10 protein-coding genes, 2 rRNA genes, 1 pseudogene and 2 other annotated features are annotated in these 16803 nt (G+C 45.5%); of the genes and pseudogenes, 7 read left to right on the forward strand and 6 right to left on the reverse strand.

Annotated features, from left to right (window positions below):
* Positions 1-69: 69 nt before the first annotated feature.
* The 3 genes from U4956_RS09175 to yaaA form a co-directional block, all read right to left on the reverse strand.
* Positions 70-639, reverse strand: coding sequence for a TIGR00730 family Rossman fold protein (locus U4956_RS09175; RefSeq protein ID WP_323090330.1), 570 nt, complete (start codon positions 637-639; stop codon positions 70-72).
* 174 nt (positions 640-813) lie between these two features.
* Positions 814-1464 carry a GTP pyrophosphokinase gene (locus tag U4956_RS09180; RefSeq protein ID WP_323090331.1) on the reverse strand — a complete coding sequence of 217 codons (651 nt, stop codon included), beginning with the start codon at positions 1462-1464 and terminating at the stop codon, positions 814-816.
* Positions 1457-2191, reverse strand: a complete 735-nt coding sequence (gene yaaA / locus U4956_RS09185; RefSeq protein ID WP_323090332.1) for a peroxide stress protein YaaA — start codon at positions 2189-2191, stop codon at positions 1457-1459. The genes U4956_RS09180 and yaaA overlap by 8 nt, the downstream gene beginning before the upstream one ends.
* Positions 2192-2687: 496 nt before the next feature.
* On the opposite strand from yaaA, the gene U4956_RS09190 reads away from it, so the two are divergent.
* From U4956_RS09190 to U4956_RS09215, 7 genes and pseudogenes are all read left to right on the forward strand, one after another.
* Positions 2688-3500: a class I mannose-6-phosphate isomerase gene (locus U4956_RS09190; RefSeq protein ID WP_323090333.1), complete on the forward strand. Its 813-nt coding sequence runs from the start codon at positions 2688-2690 to the stop codon at positions 3498-3500.
* Between the two features lie 711 nt (positions 3501-4211).
* Positions 4212-5076: a sequence feature (16S ribosomal RNA rRNA prediction is too short), on the forward strand.
* 354 nt (positions 5077-5430) lie between these two features.
* A pseudogene (locus tag U4956_RS14450) lies at positions 5431-6531 on the forward strand (ISAzo13 family transposase); the annotation flags it as partial.
* 10 nt (positions 6532-6541) lie between these two features.
* Positions 6542-7151: a sequence feature (16S ribosomal RNA rRNA prediction is too short), on the forward strand.
* 367 nt (positions 7152-7518) lie between these two features.
* A 23S ribosomal RNA gene (locus U4956_RS09195) occupies positions 7519-10399 on the forward strand.
* A gap of 236 nt (positions 10400-10635) precedes the next feature.
* Positions 10636-10742, forward strand: a 5S ribosomal RNA gene (gene rrf / locus U4956_RS09200).
* A gap of 159 nt (positions 10743-10901) precedes the next feature.
* The gene (locus U4956_RS09205; RefSeq protein WP_323090336.1) at positions 10902-11312 is read left to right on the forward strand and encodes a peptide deformylase; all 411 of its coding nucleotides are present in this window, start codon (positions 10902-10904) and stop codon (positions 11310-11312) included.
* Positions 11309-12052: an alpha/beta fold hydrolase gene (locus U4956_RS09210; protein WP_323090337.1), complete on the forward strand. Its 744-nt coding sequence runs from the start codon at positions 11309-11311 to the stop codon at positions 12050-12052. Before U4956_RS09205 ends, U4956_RS09210 begins: the two co-directional genes overlap by 4 nt.
* 157 nt (positions 12053-12209) lie before the next feature.
* Positions 12210-13079, forward strand: coding sequence for a Cof-type HAD-IIB family hydrolase (locus U4956_RS09215; RefSeq protein WP_323090338.1), 870 nt, complete (start codon positions 12210-12212; stop codon positions 13077-13079).
* Between the two features lie 257 nt (positions 13080-13336).
* Here U4956_RS09215 and U4956_RS09220 read toward each other — a convergent pair whose 3' ends face one another.
* The 3 genes from U4956_RS09220 to U4956_RS09230 all read right to left on the reverse strand — a co-directional run bounded on the left by U4956_RS09220 (position 13337) and on the right by U4956_RS09230 (position 16502).
* Entirely contained in the window at positions 13337-14716 is a 1380-nt protein-coding gene (locus U4956_RS09220; RefSeq protein ID WP_323089605.1) for an IS1380 family transposase, read from the reverse strand.
* 317 nt (positions 14717-15033) lie between these two features.
* On the reverse strand, positions 15034-15714 hold the full coding sequence (locus U4956_RS09225) for a TIGR00266 family protein (protein WP_323090340.1): 681 nt from the start codon (positions 15712-15714) through the stop codon (positions 15034-15036).
* Positions 15715-15905: 191 nt separating this feature from the next.
* Positions 15906-16502 carry a DUF2441 domain-containing protein gene (locus U4956_RS09230; RefSeq protein WP_323090341.1) on the reverse strand — a complete coding sequence of 199 codons (597 nt, stop codon included), beginning with the start codon at positions 16500-16502 and terminating at the stop codon, positions 15906-15908.
* Positions 16503-16803 lie beyond the last annotated feature (301 nt).

The raw sequence follows: 16803 nt of genomic DNA on the forward strand, positions 1-16803 counted from the left end.
TCAAGAAATGAGTCGATCCGGGAAGACTGAAGCGTCAGAAAACAAAAGCCAAGAAAAAAGACGAAGTCATTACTTCGTCAGAGGAGCAAGTTCTTTGTCGAGATAGTCGAAAGTTTCTTCAACGGTAGAGCAGACTTTGAAAAGACTCATTGTAGCTTCAGAAACAAAGCCTTCATCGACCATTTTATTCATGGTTTTCAGTAACAGATCATAATACCCATTTAAATTTAACAATACGATTGGAGCATCGAGCTGACCGAGCTGTTTGAGAACCAGGATTTCATAAAATTCTTCCAGGGTTCCTACACCGCCAGGTGCGGCGATAAAGGCATTGGATAAGGATTCCATGAATGCTTTGCGCTCACGCATTGTCCGGGTATAGATGGTGTCATTGCCATTGTCGTAAAGAACACCCGGCTGTCTGAAAAAGAAAGGCGCAATTCCAACCGTGTCGCCGCCAAGCTCCAGCGCCCCACGACAGGTTGCCCCCATAATTCCGGTGTCCCCGGCACCATTGACGAGTCTCCAGCCGCGTCTGGCCAGTCCTGAACCAAGCTGTCTTGCAGCCTGTAAGTAGCTGCTGGCTACGTCATTGCTTGAGCCGCCATATACGGCTATACCGATTTGTCGCATATACATATTCCTTTCCTTCATCGCAAGGCGATGATCATATCAATTGGATTAACGGAATCTGAATCTGTTCAAATTCCTCAAGTCAGATTTATTTTGCCCCATAATGAGCATTCTGAGGAATCAGAAGCTTGCAATCTGCAAAAATCAGAAGCTTTTCTTGATTTTAGAAGGTGGATTGATTCAGCAATCCGGCTTGCCTGAACCGGTATCTTCGTGATTTTGAATATCAAGGAAGCGGTGAATTCTCTGCATTTTGACGTCGGTCTGATTGAGCATGGTTGCGCATTCAAGCAGCTCACGATTGACGTATTCGGAATCTGGCAGATTTTTTTTATAGCGGAGCTGGTGTTCAAGGGCAGCCCAGGAATCCATGGCAGTTGTCCGAAGCTGGATTTCACAAAGTACAGGCCGATTCTGAACGGCCGTACAAAGACCGATCACGTGCAAAGAACGGTAACCAGATTTTTTGGGGTGCTTGATATAGTCTTTGACTTCAAGAATACGGTAATGGTCGATTGAATTCAGGACCTCAACGACAGAATAGATATCGTCGATATACGAGCAGATGATTCGCAGACCAATAATATCGTGCAGATTCTGACAGGCTGAAGCGGGTGAGACTTCAAAGCGATAACGGACCAGCTTCTTTTCAATGCTTTCACGGGTTTTAAGCCGGCCGGAGATGGAACGCAGCATCGTATGATGATGATCGCGTTCGACTGAATATTTAAGATTGAGCAGGGATGTGAGCATGTACTCCTGTGTTCTCGAACAGGTGTAAAGCATCTCGTCCCAGTCGTCGGTACTCCATACCAGTGGATCCTCAGGCATGGTTGCCCTCCTTTCGAATGAAGACCAGCGTGCTGGAATCAGAACTCTCAGGATCGAAGTGGTAACCGAGTTCCTGAAAATCCTTCAGGTCATGCCAGTCTTCAATCTGATGTTCTGCCATCCAGCGCACCATGGCGCCGCGGGCCATTTTGGCATAGACGCCTTTTTCTTTGCGCTTTCCATTTTCAATTTCAAAAAAACGCGGTGTAATCATGTTCTGAAAAGCGCCGATACAGCGGGAATATTCTTTAGAAGCCAGATTGACGATCACTTCGTCTTCCAGTTCATCTTTCAGCTTGCTTCCCCAAAAATCATAGAGTGAAAACGGGAGCTTTTGCTGCATCTCCAAACGGTAAGGAACAACGCCATCGAGAGGTTTTAAAACCCCGTAAAGAGCGGAAAGAATACGCAAATGCCTGCAGATATACTCCCATTGCGTATCATCAAACACATCAGGAGCCATATAGCGAAAGGCAATTCCGTCATAACTGAGTAATGCAGGTGAAACCGGCGGAAAAATTCCTGCCTTCTGGCGCTGCAGTTCTTCGTAAACCGGATTGAAAGTCCGTAATGAACAATTATAAAGTCTGAATAATTCTTCATAACTCTTGCTGGCCAGAACCCGGAAAAGGGTATCGTGCTCTTCCATAAAGACGGGTGTTGATAATGGAAAATCGTGATCTTCACAAAGCTTCATTTTCTTTGCGGGCGAAATAATTATTTTCATTGCTTTCATTATAGGGACTAACGGCAGAGCATGGACAAAAATTGGCAACATCTTTGGGGCATCGATCGAATTTGACCATTTCTGAAAGAAAAGGACTTCGTGCTCTGGATGCTTGTTTCAGCTTTACGGTTTTCAATCCCTATAAATTGCCATCTCTTTTTGCAATGGTATCCTGAATGCGAAACGGGCATCGATTGTCTAAATCGAGGTCATGTCATTCTTTTGAAAAAAAGCGGATTCAGATATCCTGAGCTGTTTTGTACTGTCGAGAAGGAATTGCAACGGTACAGAAAGAAAAGGATTATCTGGACAGTATCTGGCACAAACCATGATAACCAGACAGAGTTATCCCTTTTTAAGATACATAATAAATCGAGATAAGATTAAAAAATATGGATAGTTAAAGCAAAAATAAAAATACATACAATTTTGACGAAATGTATATACAAAAAGAAAATAAAGGTCTAAACTACAGACATAAGGAGATATACAGACTATGGGAAGAATGTTTAAAACAGAACCGTTCTATTCGCCAAGACCATGGGGATATGAGCTGTGGACGCTTTCAACACATCGAAGCGGACAGTCACTTGTCCTGCCAGAAAAAGAAAATCTGCTGAAATACTTAGGAGAACCTCTGAAAATTCTGATCAAGATCATCAAAGCGGATGAGGCTCTTTCCGTACAGGTTCATCCTGGAGATGAATACGCCCGCATCCATGAAAATGATATGGGCAAAACCGAATGCTGGTACATCCTGGATGCCAAACCGGATGGCAAACTGATTGCGGGCATCAAAAAAGGCCTCGACCGCCAAAAGATGACCGAAATTCTTAAAGAAGGAAAGCTGGAAGACGTTATTGAATACATTCCAGTCAAAAAAGGAGACATGGTTTTCATCCCCCACGGAACGGTCCATGCCATTATGGGCGGCCTGAAGCTGTTTGAAATCCAGGAATCTTCCGACTCCACCTATCGTATGTATGACTGGGGCCGTGACAGAGAGATGCATATTGAAAAATCGCTGGATGTCATCGACTATACCTGCACCAATGGCGCCGGTAAGATTGAAAACTTCACCAAACTGGAAACACCGTATTTCCGGGTGGAAAAAATCGTGCTGAGTGATGAATCAGCAACTTACCAGGTCACTGAAGAATTCCAGACGTTGAATATCTGTCATGGAAGCGGAAAAGTTGTCTCTACGGAAGGACAGGAACTTTCTCTGGAACCAGATCAGACTATTTACATTCCCAAAGGAACGGAATATACGATTTCCGGAAACGTTGAACTGTTAAGAACCTGGTGATTTTGCCAAAATCCTTTCTCCCCTTATAAAAGGCTGCCCTTGATTGGACAGCCTTTTATATAGATCATCAGCCGTAGATTCTATCTATATCCTATTTGTATGTTTGAATCATCTTTCGCCTCTTCAAATAGTCTGCTTTTCCGGCTGATTCTATGCGATAAGGGCGGCATGGATCTGGCTGCACGGGATGGTTTCAGAAACCACTGGGACGTAAAATGAGTGAATTGTATCCCTTTTCATGACCTGAAGAGGTTTTAGCTTGCGCTCATACAGGAATGGCGGTATAAAGAGTGAGCTGCTTTTGAAACACCAGAAACAGCAAACCTCTTATTTGTGAATGAATAAAATATTTTCACAAAAGTGCTTGACCCGGGATACCACCCGGTGTTATAGTAATTGAGCGTTAAGAAAACACGGCAACAAAGCCGATGGCCTGACGCGAATCATCTTTAGATATCGAAGAAATCATTGATTGTGAAATTCTTAAAAATATTTCACAAAAGATGTTGACTTCTGATATGGCAGATGATAAGATAAACAAGCCTTGTGAGGGAAATCGATTCGCTCACAAATGGATAGCTCTTTGAAAACTCTGATTACAGACAATTCAATATTCGAAATTAACACGTCGATTCTTGAAACAACACTTAATACTTCAATAATCAATTCACGAAATATAAACGCAATAGCGTTGAGTCAATATCAAATGGAGAGTTTGATCCTGGCTCAGGATGAACGCTGGCGGCATGCCTAATACATGCAAGTCGAACGGAACACTTTTGTGTTCAGTGGCGAACGGGTGAGTAACACGTAGATAACCTGCCCATATCCGGGGGATACGCTTTGGAAACGAAGTCTAAAACCCCATAGGAAAACAGAAGGCATCTTCTGTTTTTGAAACAGGCCTTAAAGCCTGGGAGATGAATGGATCTGCGGTGCATTAGTTAGTTGGCAGGGTAAAAGCCTACCAAGACGATGATGCATAGCCGGCCTGAGAGGGCGATCGGCCACACTGGGACTGAGACACGGCCCAGACTCCTGCGGGAGGCAGCAGTAGGGAATTTTCGTCAATGGGCGCAAGCCTGAACGAGCAATGCCGCGTGAGTGAGGAAGGTCTTCGGATCGTAAAGCTCTGTTGCAGGTCAGAAAAGAAGGAAAGAGGAAATGCTTTTCTTTTGATAGTAACCTGCCAGAAAGTCACGGCTAACTACGTGCCAGCAGCCGCGGTAATACGTAGGTGGCAAGCGTTATCCGGAATGATTGGGCGTAAAGGGTGCGCAGGCGGCGTGGCAAGTCTGAAGTGAAAGGTACGGGCTCAACCTGTACAGGCTTTGGAAACTGCCACGCTCGAGGACAGGAGAGGGCGGTGGAACTCCATGTGTAGCGGTAAAATGCGTAGATATATGGAAGAACACCAGTGGCGAAGGCGGCCGCCTGGACTGTTACTGACGCTCAGGCACGAAAGCGTGGGGAGCAAATAGGATTAGATACCCTAGTAGTCCACGCCCTAAACGATGAGGAGCAGGTGTCGGGGGTAATGCCCCGGTGCCGAAGCTAACGCAATGACTCCTCCGCCTGGGGAGTATGCACGCAAGTGTGAAACTCAAAGGAATTGACGGGGGCCCGCACAAGCGGTGGAGTATGTGGTTTAATTCGAAGCAACGCGAAGAACCTTACCAGGCCTTGACATGGGATGCGAAGACTTAGGAACTTCGTAAAAGTAATTCCATATTTAATGCTACACATAATTCCCATAATTGATTTTCTCAGTCCGACCGAATCCACTGAGACAAAACTGTGTTTCTGATTTTAGCTTCCATTCGTTCTATACTTTAACCGAAGAACTCGTTTTCCTTTGGAGGTATGGATAATGAAGAAAGCCTACGAACCCAGTGATGAAGTTAATTACTACCTTGAATTCTACAATGCCATGCAGGACAGCTTTGATGAACCAACAAATCGAAAAGCTCTTGCCTGGATCTGCGAAAAGTGTGGATACGGAACTCAGCACTATGTCCAGACCGTTACCCATACTGACCCTAAAACGATTGAGCGGGGCAGAAAAGAACTTCATGGGGAGGTTCCAACTCCAGAGCAGGGACGCCAAAGGCTCAAGGGATCAGGCCGTAAAACAGTCATAGACCATCACCCAGAGATTTTGGATGACCTTCATATGATCATTGACGACCATACCTATGGCAATCCGATGAATCCATTGTCATGGACCACTCTTTCTGAATCCAAAATTTCCGAAAAATTCATGGAAGAATATCAGATTTCTGTCTCCCCTTCTGAAGTTGGCATTCTCCTTGAAAAAGAAGGATATAGCCGTCAGAACAACAAGAAGATGCTTCAGGCAGGCAAACCGCATCCAAACCGTGATGAACAGTTTCAGACGATTAACGCGACCGTCAAAGAATTCCTTGACGCGGGGGACCCAGTCATCTCCGTAGATACAAAGAAGAAAGAGAACCTTGGCAATTTTAAAAATAACGGTACGGAATACCGGCCGGCTCATGATCCCAGACTTGTTTTGGACCATGACTTTCTGGATAAAGAACTTGGAAAGGTCAATCCTTATGGGGTCTATCTTCTCAATAACAATACAGGGTTTGTAAATCTGGGAACAGATCACGATACGAGTGATTTTGCCATAGAAAGTATCCGCAGATGGTGGAATACTGTCGGAAAACCGACCTTTCCAAATGCAAAGCGCCTATACATCAACTGTGATGGTGGAGGAAGCAACGGAAGCAGATGCCGTTTATGGAAAGAAGATCTGGCTAAACTCGCTGAAGAAACAGGACTGGAGATCTGGGTCAGCCATTTTCCTCCTGGAACAAGCAAGTGGAACAAGGTCGAACATCGGCTGTTTTGTTATATCACCCGAAACTGGGAGGGCAAACCGCTTTATGATATCGAGACAGTAGTTGAGCTTATCAGCTCAACAACGACAAAAACCGGACTGAAGGTTAAATGCGTTGTAGACGATCACGAATATCCAATTGGCAAAAAGGTATCGGATGAGGAAATGTCCAAAATCGACATCACACATTTCGGGAATGAAGCACATTGGAATTATATAATCAAGGGGCTTAAGTCTGAATAAATTGGGATTTATTTTTACGCAGTTCCTTAGAGATAAGTTGGAGGATATCATCCACACAGGTGGTGCATGGTTGTCGTCAGCTCGTGTCGTGAGATGTTCAGTTAAGTCTGGCAACGAGCGCAACCCTCGTGATCTGTTACTACCAGTAAGATGAGGACTCAGATCAGACTGCCGGTGACAAACCGGAGGAAGGCGGGGATGACGTCAAATCATCATGCCCCTTATGGCCTGGGCTACACACGTACTACAATGGCGCCTACAGACGGAAGCGAAGCTGTGAAGTGGAGCGAACCCGAGAAAAGGCGTCCCAGTTCGGATTGAAGTCTGCAACCCGACTTCATGAAGTTGGAATCGCTAGTAATCGCGGATCAGCATGCCGCGGTGAATACGTTCCCGGGCCTTGTACACACCGCCCGTCAAACCATGGAAGCCGGCAACGCCCGAAGCCGATGGCATAACCTGAAAAGGAGTGAGTCGTCGAAGGCGGGGCCGATGACTGGGGTTAAGTCGTAACAAGGTATCCCTACGGGAACGTGGGGATGGATCACCTCCTTTCTAAGGAGAAAGTACAAGGAAGCATTAAGTAACTAAGTTGGAGTCTGTAACAGAGTTTTGGAAGAGCGATCTTCCAGGCTGAAATTCATCTTCTTCTCGAAGAACAAAGTTCAAAAGAGAAGTACAGAAGAAACAGTCTAAACCATGGATCTTTGAAAAACGAACATCAGTATAAGACATAACAGAAGGTCTGACGTAAGTTGTAAGTAGCAACGTTACGAAAGTAACCGACTGAAAAGAGAGAAGAAATTCAATCTTTGAAGTCACAAGATTTACCAAGTCAGAAAACAGTTAACAGTTCTTATTAGAAAAATCTCGAAAAAGCATAGTTAAAAACAAGCATATTTGAAACTAGATCAAGCAAGGAAGGGCGTACGGAGGATGCCTTGCCACTCTTGAATGATGAAGGACGCATCAGACTGCGAAAAGCTGCGGGGAGCTGTCAGGAAAGCGACGATCCGCAGGTATCCGAATGGGGGAACCCGGCTGGAGTCATATCCAGTCATCCATGTCTTTGATATGGAGAGCAACCCGGTGAACTGAAACATCTAAGTAGCCGGAGGAAAAGAAAACAACAGTGATTTCCCGAGTAGCGGCGAGCGAAAGGGAATTAGCCCAAACCATAGCGATATGGGGTTGTAGGAGCGCAACAGACGAAACGCGAGTGAACAGGAACGTGATGGAAAGCACGGACACAGAAGGTGAAATCCCTGTACTGGAAAGCAAGCCAAGTAGTCAGCGAGATCCTGAGTACGACGGGACACGTGAAATCCTGTCGGAAGCAGGCGGGACCATCCGCCAAGGCTGAATAAGTAAGAGTGAGCGACAGTGAAGAAGTACCGTGAGGGAAAGGTGAAAAGAACCGCGCAAGCGGAGTGAAAGAGAACCTGAAACCGTATGCCTGCAAGAAGTCAGAGCCCGTCAAAGGGTGATGGCGTGCCTTTTGTAGAATGAACCGGCGAGCTGCTTTTGGATGCAAGGTTAAGCAGGAAAATGCGAAGCCGAAGCGAAAGCGAGTCTTAACAGGGCGAATGAAGTAGCCAGGAGCAGACCCGAAACCGGGTGATCTAGCCATGGGCAGGTTGAAGCAGAGGTGAAACTTTGTGGAGGACCGAACCGACCATCGTTGAAAAGCTGGCGGATGACCTGTGGCTGGCGGAGAAATTCCAATCGAACCCGGAGATAGCTGGTTCTCCCCGAAATAGCTTTAGGGCTAGCGTTAATGTAAGCCTGCGGAGGTAGAGCACTGAATTCATGATGGCCCCATCCCGGGGTACTGAATGGAATCAAACTTCGAATGCCGCAAGGAGAAAAGTTGGCAGTCAGAGTGTGGGTGATAAGGTCCATGCTCAAGAGGGAAACAGCCCAGACCGCCGGCTAAGGCCCCAAAATGATGACTCAGTGGAAAAGGATGTGGGGACGCACGGACAACTAGGAGGTTGGCTCAGAAGCAGCCACCCTTTAAAGAGTGCGTAACAGCTCACTAGTCGAGTGGCCCTGCGCCGAAAATGTACCGGGGCTAAGTCATCTGCCGAAGCCGCGGATAAGGATTGAAAGATTTTTATGGTAGGGGAGCGTTGCATGTTCATGGAAGCAGAATCGTGAGAGTCTGTGGAGGGCATGGAAGTGAGAATGCCGGTGTGAGTAGCGAGATGCAGGTGAGAATCCTGCACACCGAAAGCCCAAGGATTCCAGGGGAAGGTTCGTCCGCCCTGGGTCAGTCGGGACCTAATGATAAGCCGACAGGCGAAGCAGATGGAAAGCAGGCGAAGATTCCTGCACCCGCAATAAAGGCGATGGAGTGACAAAGACGGGAAGTGTGACCCTCTTAATGGATTGAGGGCCAAGCGCGGCAGTACGGATCCAGGCAAATCCGGATCAAGACGTACAGAGCGTTAGGGGTAAGTGAAATCGAAAGAAAGTAGCCAAGCACATGGAGCGGCTTTCAAGAAAAGCTTCTAGCTTAAACTTTATTGCGGCCCGTACCAAAACCGACACAGGTGGGCGCGCTGAGCAAGCGAAGGTGAGCGAGAGAACTGTTGCCAAGGAACTCGGCAAAATTGCCCCGTACGTTCGCAAGAAGGGGCGCTCGAGAGAGCCGCAGTGAAAAGGCCCAAGCGACTGTTTAACTAAAACACAGCTCTATGCAAAGCCGCAAGGCGAAGTATATGGGGTGACACCTGCCCGGTGCTGGAAGGTTAAGGGGATCTGTTATCCGCAAGGAGAAGCAGTGGTCCGAAGCCCCAGTGAACGGCGGCCGTAACTATAACGGTCCTAAGGTAGCGAAATTCCTTGTCAGGTAAGTTCTGACCCGCACGAAAGGTGAAACGATTTGGGCGCTGTCTCGGCAGCAGACTCGGTGAAATCTTAGTACCTGTGAAAATGCAGGTTACCCGCAACTAGACGGAAAGACCCCATGGAGCTTTACTGCAGCCTGGTATTGGGTTTTGGATGATCATGTACAGGATAGGCGGGAGGCTATGAAGAAGGAACGCCAGTTTCTTTGGAGCCGCCGTTGGGATACCGCCCCTGATGATTTGAAGCCCTAACGTGAAGAGAGAATCTTACAGACAGTGCCAGGCGGGCAGTTTGACTGGGGCGGTCGCCTCCTAAAGAGTAACGGAGGCGCCCAAAGGTGCGTTCAGTCTGGATGGAAACCAGACAGAGAGTGTAAATGCAAAAGCGCGCCTGACTGCGACACCAACAAGTGGAGCAGGGACGAAAGTCGGGATTAGTGATCCGGCGGTGCCGAATGGAAGGGCCGTCGCTCAACGGATAAAAGCTACCCTGGGGATAACAGGCTGATCCCGCCCAAGAGTTCACATCGACGGCGGGGTTTGGCACCTCGATGTCGGCTCATCGCATCCTGGAGCTGGATTCGGTTCCAAGGGTTGGGCTGTCCGCCCATTAAAGCGGTACGCGAGCTGGGTTCAGAACGTCGTGAGACAGTTCGGTCCCTATCTGTTGTGGGCGCAGGAGATCTGAGGGGAGCTGTCCTCAGTACGAGAGGACCGGGATGGACCTGCCAATGGTGCATCGGTTGTCACGCCAGTGGCACAGCCGGGCAGCCAAGCAGGGAATGGATAAGCGCTGAAAGCATCTAAGTGCGAAGCCAGCCCCAAGATAAGATCTGCGGTAGATAAGACCCCTTGAAGACTACAAGGAAATAGGCTGGGTATGGAAGTGGAGTGATCCATGAAGTTGGCCAGTACTAATCGGTCGAAAGCTTAATCTAAGATAACGAGAGTGCCTGTTGGAGTGATGAAGAATTGATGAAGGATATGGAACCAGAGTCAAAGACGCAAGTTAAAGACAATGATTCCAGAATCATTCAAAATCACAGACAGGCGGTAATAAGAAGTAAACGATCAGAAATGATCCAATCATAACTGTAACCAAGGTTATGTCGAAGCTGGTGTTTGTTTTTGAAAGATCCATGAGATAGAATGGTTAAGTCGCAAGACAAACCGGTATGGTGACGATAGCCAATGGGTCACACCCGTTCCCATCTCGAACACGGCCGTTAAGCCATTGAACGCCGACGATAGTGTAAAAGCAAAAATAGGAAGTCGCCAGACAAAAGCAGATCCCTGAAGAATAAAGGAGAAATCCGATATTCTTCAGGGATTTTTTTGCTTTAACTGAATATACTGGAAATGTAGAATTTCTTTCAGACTAGATCTGATTTGATACGATCTGTATGAACGAACAGAATCAACAGACAGGAGGAGATCCATATGATTCGCGATATTTGTAAAGATGAGGCATTTCTAGCTCAGAAAGCAGAACCAGCAACAAAAGAGGATCTTGGAATTGGCCAGGATTTGCGGGATACACTCACTGCGAATAAAGAACAGTGTGTTGGCATGGCGGCCAACATGATTGGTGAAAACAAACGGATCATCATCTTCGATGACGATGGCAAATATACAGTGATGTACAATCCGGTCATTGTGAAGATGTCCGATCCTTATGAGGCAGAGGAAGGCTGCCTTTCTTTGACTGGTACGCGAAAAACGAAACGATTTGGAAAGATCAAAGTGAAATGGCAGAACGAAAAATTCCAGACCCGGATTAAAAACTTTTCAGGATGGACGGCTCAGATCATTCAACACGAGATTGATCATTGCGAAGGAATTCTGATATGAAAAAACGAACCCGGATTCTTCTTTCCGTCCTGATTGCGGTTGCTCTGATCATTGGAATCGGCGGCTACGCTTATGTTTCGGACTACTATCATGCTGATGAGGCTGCCCAAGAAGCGATGGCCAGTCAGAATGGGCAAATCAAAGTTGAGCAGGATGGAAATGTGACTTGGTTTATCCCTGAAAGTCCAGCGGCAGGATTTATTTTTTATCCAGGTGGAAAGGTGGAATTCTCGGCCTATGCGCCATTGATGAAAGCCTGTGCCGAGAGGGGAATTCAATGCGCTCTGGTTCGAATGCTCGCCAATCTTGCCGTTCTGGATCCGAATGCGGCGGAGAGTCTAGAAGCAAAGTATCCGCAAATCAAGAACTGGTATATCGGCGGCCATTCGCTTGGCGGCGCCATGGCCGCAAATTATGCGGCTTGTCATGCAGATGAGTTTAAGGGGGTGATCTTGCTGGCGGCATATTCGACAAAAGATCTTGCCAATACCGGTCTTCGTGTTTTATCCATCTATGGCTCAAAAGATGGAGTCCTGAACCGGGAAACGTATGAGAAAGATCGTTTGAATCTGCCGGCGGATACCACAGAAATCATTCTGGAAGGCGGTAATCATTCGCAGTTTGGAAGCTACGGCCATCAGGAAGGGGATGGAGAGCCCACACTTTCCGACACCCAGCAGATTCAACAAACGGCAGAGGCAATTCAGACTTTCGTTTCTGATCAGACTAAGAAGGACTGACCACGCCGAAACTGGCATCACCCAACCTGTTCGTTTCCAAATTGACAATTTGTTTTGATTTTTTGGTAACTGGCCGTGCAGCTACGTACAATTTCTTGAATCAGTCTTCAAATCCCGTTAAATTGTTTTCAGAAACAGCAAATGAGGTAAAGAAAAGATGGCGAATACGAGCGGTATAGAAATTCCTGAATTAGTTCTAGCGGATATTGATGGAACTCTGGTTGAAGATGCAACACGAACGATGACTCCGTTTGTTCGAAGAGTGCTCCAGCATCTCCATAAAAAAGGTGTTCTGTTTGGAATTGCCTCCGGCAGACCTTGTGATGAATTGCCAAATACGATTGCTCAGTATGAAATGGGATTTGAACCGGATTTTATTGTCGGAATGAATGGCGGAGAAGTTCTTGATACCAGCACTGGTGAGGTAAGTGTATTTGATCAACTGCAGCCAGACAGAATCAAGACGATTATCGAAATGATGCAGCCTTATGATCAAGTCAATCCAGTCATTTACAGAGAGCATCTTCTGGTGTGCCGGTTTTATGATGATCTGATTCGTACATCAGAAGAACATGCGCATAAGAAATCCATTGTGGTCAAATCGGATGATGAATATTGGACAGAGCCAACCGGAAAAATTATGTTCCGTACCCAGACTCCAGAACAATGCGAAGAAATTGAAGCTTTTGCGAAAGCACACATTGATTCGACGTTAGCGGCTTTCAGAACTCAGCCTACTTTGTTGGAAGTTCAGGATATCAATATGAACAAGGGTGTGGCTTTGATGGAAATCAGCCGCAGAACTGGAATTGACCGTTCTCGGATTGTGGCTTATGGAGATGCCAGCAACGATAACGAAATGTTGAAAGCGGCTGGTCTTGGGGTATGCATGATCAATGGTCTGCCCGATACCAAAGCCTCCGCAGATGCCATTACTGAAAAAGATAACGATCATGATGGTATGGCGCATGATCTGATTGAGCGCTTCCCCAGACTTTTTGAAGACTTCGACATCGATCAGGCCTGATTGAATTACAGAGAGAAATAAACCCAAATAATTCATGGCTTTTTTCACAAAACCATTTTTCGTGTTTTGTCTTCAAAACGCAAACAAATCTTTCTCGATTCGGTTATCCACATTGTTTCCGGTGGAGGGGGGTACTTGATTTTTTCAAAAATGACGGGCAAAAACTGGTCGAAATCGCATATAACAACCTTTTGTCCACGACAAAAAGACAGTCCGAAGACTGCCGAATATAAAATTTTACTTTATTTAAAAAGGATTCAACACAAATGAGCGGCTATCCATCCGATTGTCCTGGACTTTTGCAGATATCGGGTGAATCTGTCGGCATGACGAAATGAACTGGCAATCTTCAAGTGAAAACTTCGCGCATGAAAGCTCAGCCTTGAAGCAACTTTCTGATACTTTTTCCGGAATGATCCACATGTCATATTCTGATCAGCACCTTCCATCACCCGGAACTGGAAAAAGTGAAAAAGGTTATAGGCAAGGCATTTCATAAGAAATTCAAAGGCATTGGCTTCAAATGAGCGATGCGAAAGCGTATTTGCCATGAAGTCACTTTTCAACTCCTTGGTGTAGTTTTCGCTGTTGCCTCTCTGACAATAGAAGTCGATGACCTGTTTTACGGTCATGTCTTCGATATTGGTGATTACCGCAAAAACATGAGGGACCAGCAGAAGCTGAGCCTGCCCTTTCTCATCCTCTTCTTCGGTGAAATAGAGCTTAAAACAGACCCTTCTGCTTTTTGAAGAGTTGGACATCTGATAGCGGATTTCTCCATAAAAAGGCTTAGCTGAAGTATAAGTGCTGTCTTCTTCGTGATCGGAACTGTCGTAGTAGGCATCCTGACATAAGCTTTCAAGTCTGTCTGTTCCTTTGGCTCTGATGGCATAACGAACTGGATTGAAACGGCCTTCAAACAGATCCATCAGGCTGCCCGAGTAAAAAGCAGCGTCTCCACGGAACATGATAATCCGTATTTTGCCAGCTCCAGTACAGTCAGGCAGTCGTTTGAGGACTTCGGCCATGATCGATTCAGCTTCGTCGGCAGAATAAGTGGATCCAGGACGCAGCCATGCCCCAACAAGGGTTTTCGAGTTGTATTCGTTAATGACAAATGGATGATATCCAGTCTGACTATAGTGATGGATCCATGCAGCCCCTTCCTGCTTTCCATAGGTATCGGTTTTTGTCGAATCGGCATCGAGAAGAATATCGTCCTGGTTAGAACTGATAAACTGACAGGCCTGATCCATAAAAATCGGCCAGAAAGCATTATTCGTATCTTCACAGACACGGCTGAAAAAACGGCTGACAGAGCTTTGGGAAGAAATCCCCTGAAAGTACTGACAAAGAATTGGATCTTTGGCAAGAACCTCCTGATCAGCCTGAGATGAATAACCAAGGAGATACTTGAAAACCTGCTGGCTCATCAAAGAGAAGTTGGAATTTTTCTGATGGCAGGATTGCCTTTCGTCCGAAAAAGGAAGGTCTGCATAAGGCTGAAGAAGTGAATTAGAATTGATGAAATCGAGAGGGAGAATTGCACCGGTGTCGGAAGAAAGATCCCCTCCATTAAATGAAATGTTGCATTCAGGAATAAAACCGGCCATACTGTTGTTCAGGGTGTGTGTCATTGTTCAAAATCCTTTCTTGGTTGTTTGTGCGAATAACATTGTACAGGAATGATGAACGATTTACACTCACCTGATTGGTGAAAAGCAAAATGGCCGGAAACACGTTCTTTAAAGGTGTTTCCGGCCATTTGTCGGTTTTGATGAATTGTTCAGGATAAAATGAAAAAATGATCCCTGAAAGCAGAATGCAAGAAGAACCGCTTCCACTGCTTTCAGGGATTTTGCTTGTTGCGAAAAGGTATTGTTACAGAAAGGGTATTGATGCAAGATTGGATTTTTTGATTGAGTTTATCAGGCTGGAATGCGCTGTCCAATAATCAGTTTTTAGAGGATGGAATACATTGGGCAACGGCGCCTGCTAATGTAGAAAGCGGCATCGTCTGTAAGACGACCTGCCCTGGTCCGGTTACCACAGTATTGAAGAAGCCTTCACCACCAAACAGTTTGTTTTTCATGCCTTTTACAGATTGCACATCAATGGAACAGGTGGATTCAATCATCGCCACATTACCGGTATCAACGATCAGCTGTTCACCCGCTTTGAGATCATACGTCCATTCGGCACCATCTAATTCCAGAAAAACGATACCAGGGCCGATAATCTCCTGCATAATAAATCCTTCACCGGAAAAGAAACCAGCCATCATTTTCTGTTGAAAGAAAGTGGATAACTGAATGGAACTTGATCCAGCCAGAAAAGCGCCTTTCTGAGCGATGATGGATTCACCTTCTTGCAGAATCACAGTTTTGATGCTGCCAGGAAAGGAAGAACCAAACGTAATTATTCCAGGTTGTTGGCGGGCGGTATAGACATTCTGGAAAATACTTTCGCCACTGAAGATCCGTCCGAAAGCTTTGCCTAAAGAGGTTCCCTGGGTCTGCATTTCCATATTTGGTGACATCCAGATCATGGAACCTTTTTCGGTGACCATGGATTCGTTTGTGTCCAGATCGCAGATGACAGCGGGAAAATCACCGCCAATAATTTGATATTTCATAACAGCCTCCATTCTGAATTTTCGCCATGAGCTGATTTGTGCCTAATGAGCTATGGGCAGAAATTCTTATTTTTTATCATCGCACAGTTTGTTTAGAATGGATGCTTTTCATCCCTTTTTCTTCTCTTCTTATCCGGATACCTATCGATCAAATAATCATAAAATATAGTTTCAGCTCATAGAGTCTTTGCTTACTCTTCTAATCCTTTCAAAAAACTTGATATATCCTTTACGGCTTTGGCTGGCCGATCACTCATAATCTCCCAAATCGGCGTTTCACTTTGTGCTTTAGAAAAATACCTTCGAGCACAGGATAGAACAGCAGCAATATCCTGTTTTTGAGCCATAGCGTCATACGCTTTGTCGTAAATGCACATATCAAATTTTTGCAAAGGCTCCTCATCTAATTCAATTTCGTATAAATGGAGTTTTGCGCGTTTTTCTTCAGGTTCTTGTTTCCAGCCTGCCTCATAGAGAATTTTAAAATTTTCAAGGTCGTCAAAAAAGTATTTGCAGTTTATTCGGCTTGGGCAGTTTGGAAATTCTTCTTTACGAACAAACTCGAAAACACCTTCAACACACCATTTTATATACTCAGAACGATCAAGATGTATCAATTGATCGGGTAGTAATTTCTTCGCCTGACCATTGGCTGCCACATCACAAAAGAAATCCATACCGATTTCAAGAGCATGTACAAATGGAAGCGTATATTCAGCTTTTTTCTCAAAATCATTTTTCATGTTTTCGCCCAACACAAGTGTCTGGCTCATATGGTATACAGTCATACTTGGCCTCCTATAAATATCAACCTAAATCGGTTTGTTTTATACTGTTCCATTCCATGTTTTTAGGATACATTTCTACTTTCCAAATCATTTAGCTTCATCAATCAGTAGAAAAGGCATTTCATCTTTCTGAACTCCCAGCCATTATCTGCATTTCCTCAAGCAATCTAATCTGTCCGGGATAAAGGTTTGCAGACCATAATCATTTGAAGAATCACATCCTGGATTTTAACATTTCTACCACTTCGAACATCAATTTGTTTGTAACAGAAGCCTGCTGGATTTAGTTATTTGGAATAAA

This window comes from Allobaculum sp. JKK-2023, assembly GCF_034745455.1.
In the GTDB taxonomy this organism is placed as follows: Bacteria; Bacillota_I; Bacilli_A; order Erysipelotrichales; family Erysipelotrichaceae; genus Allobaculum.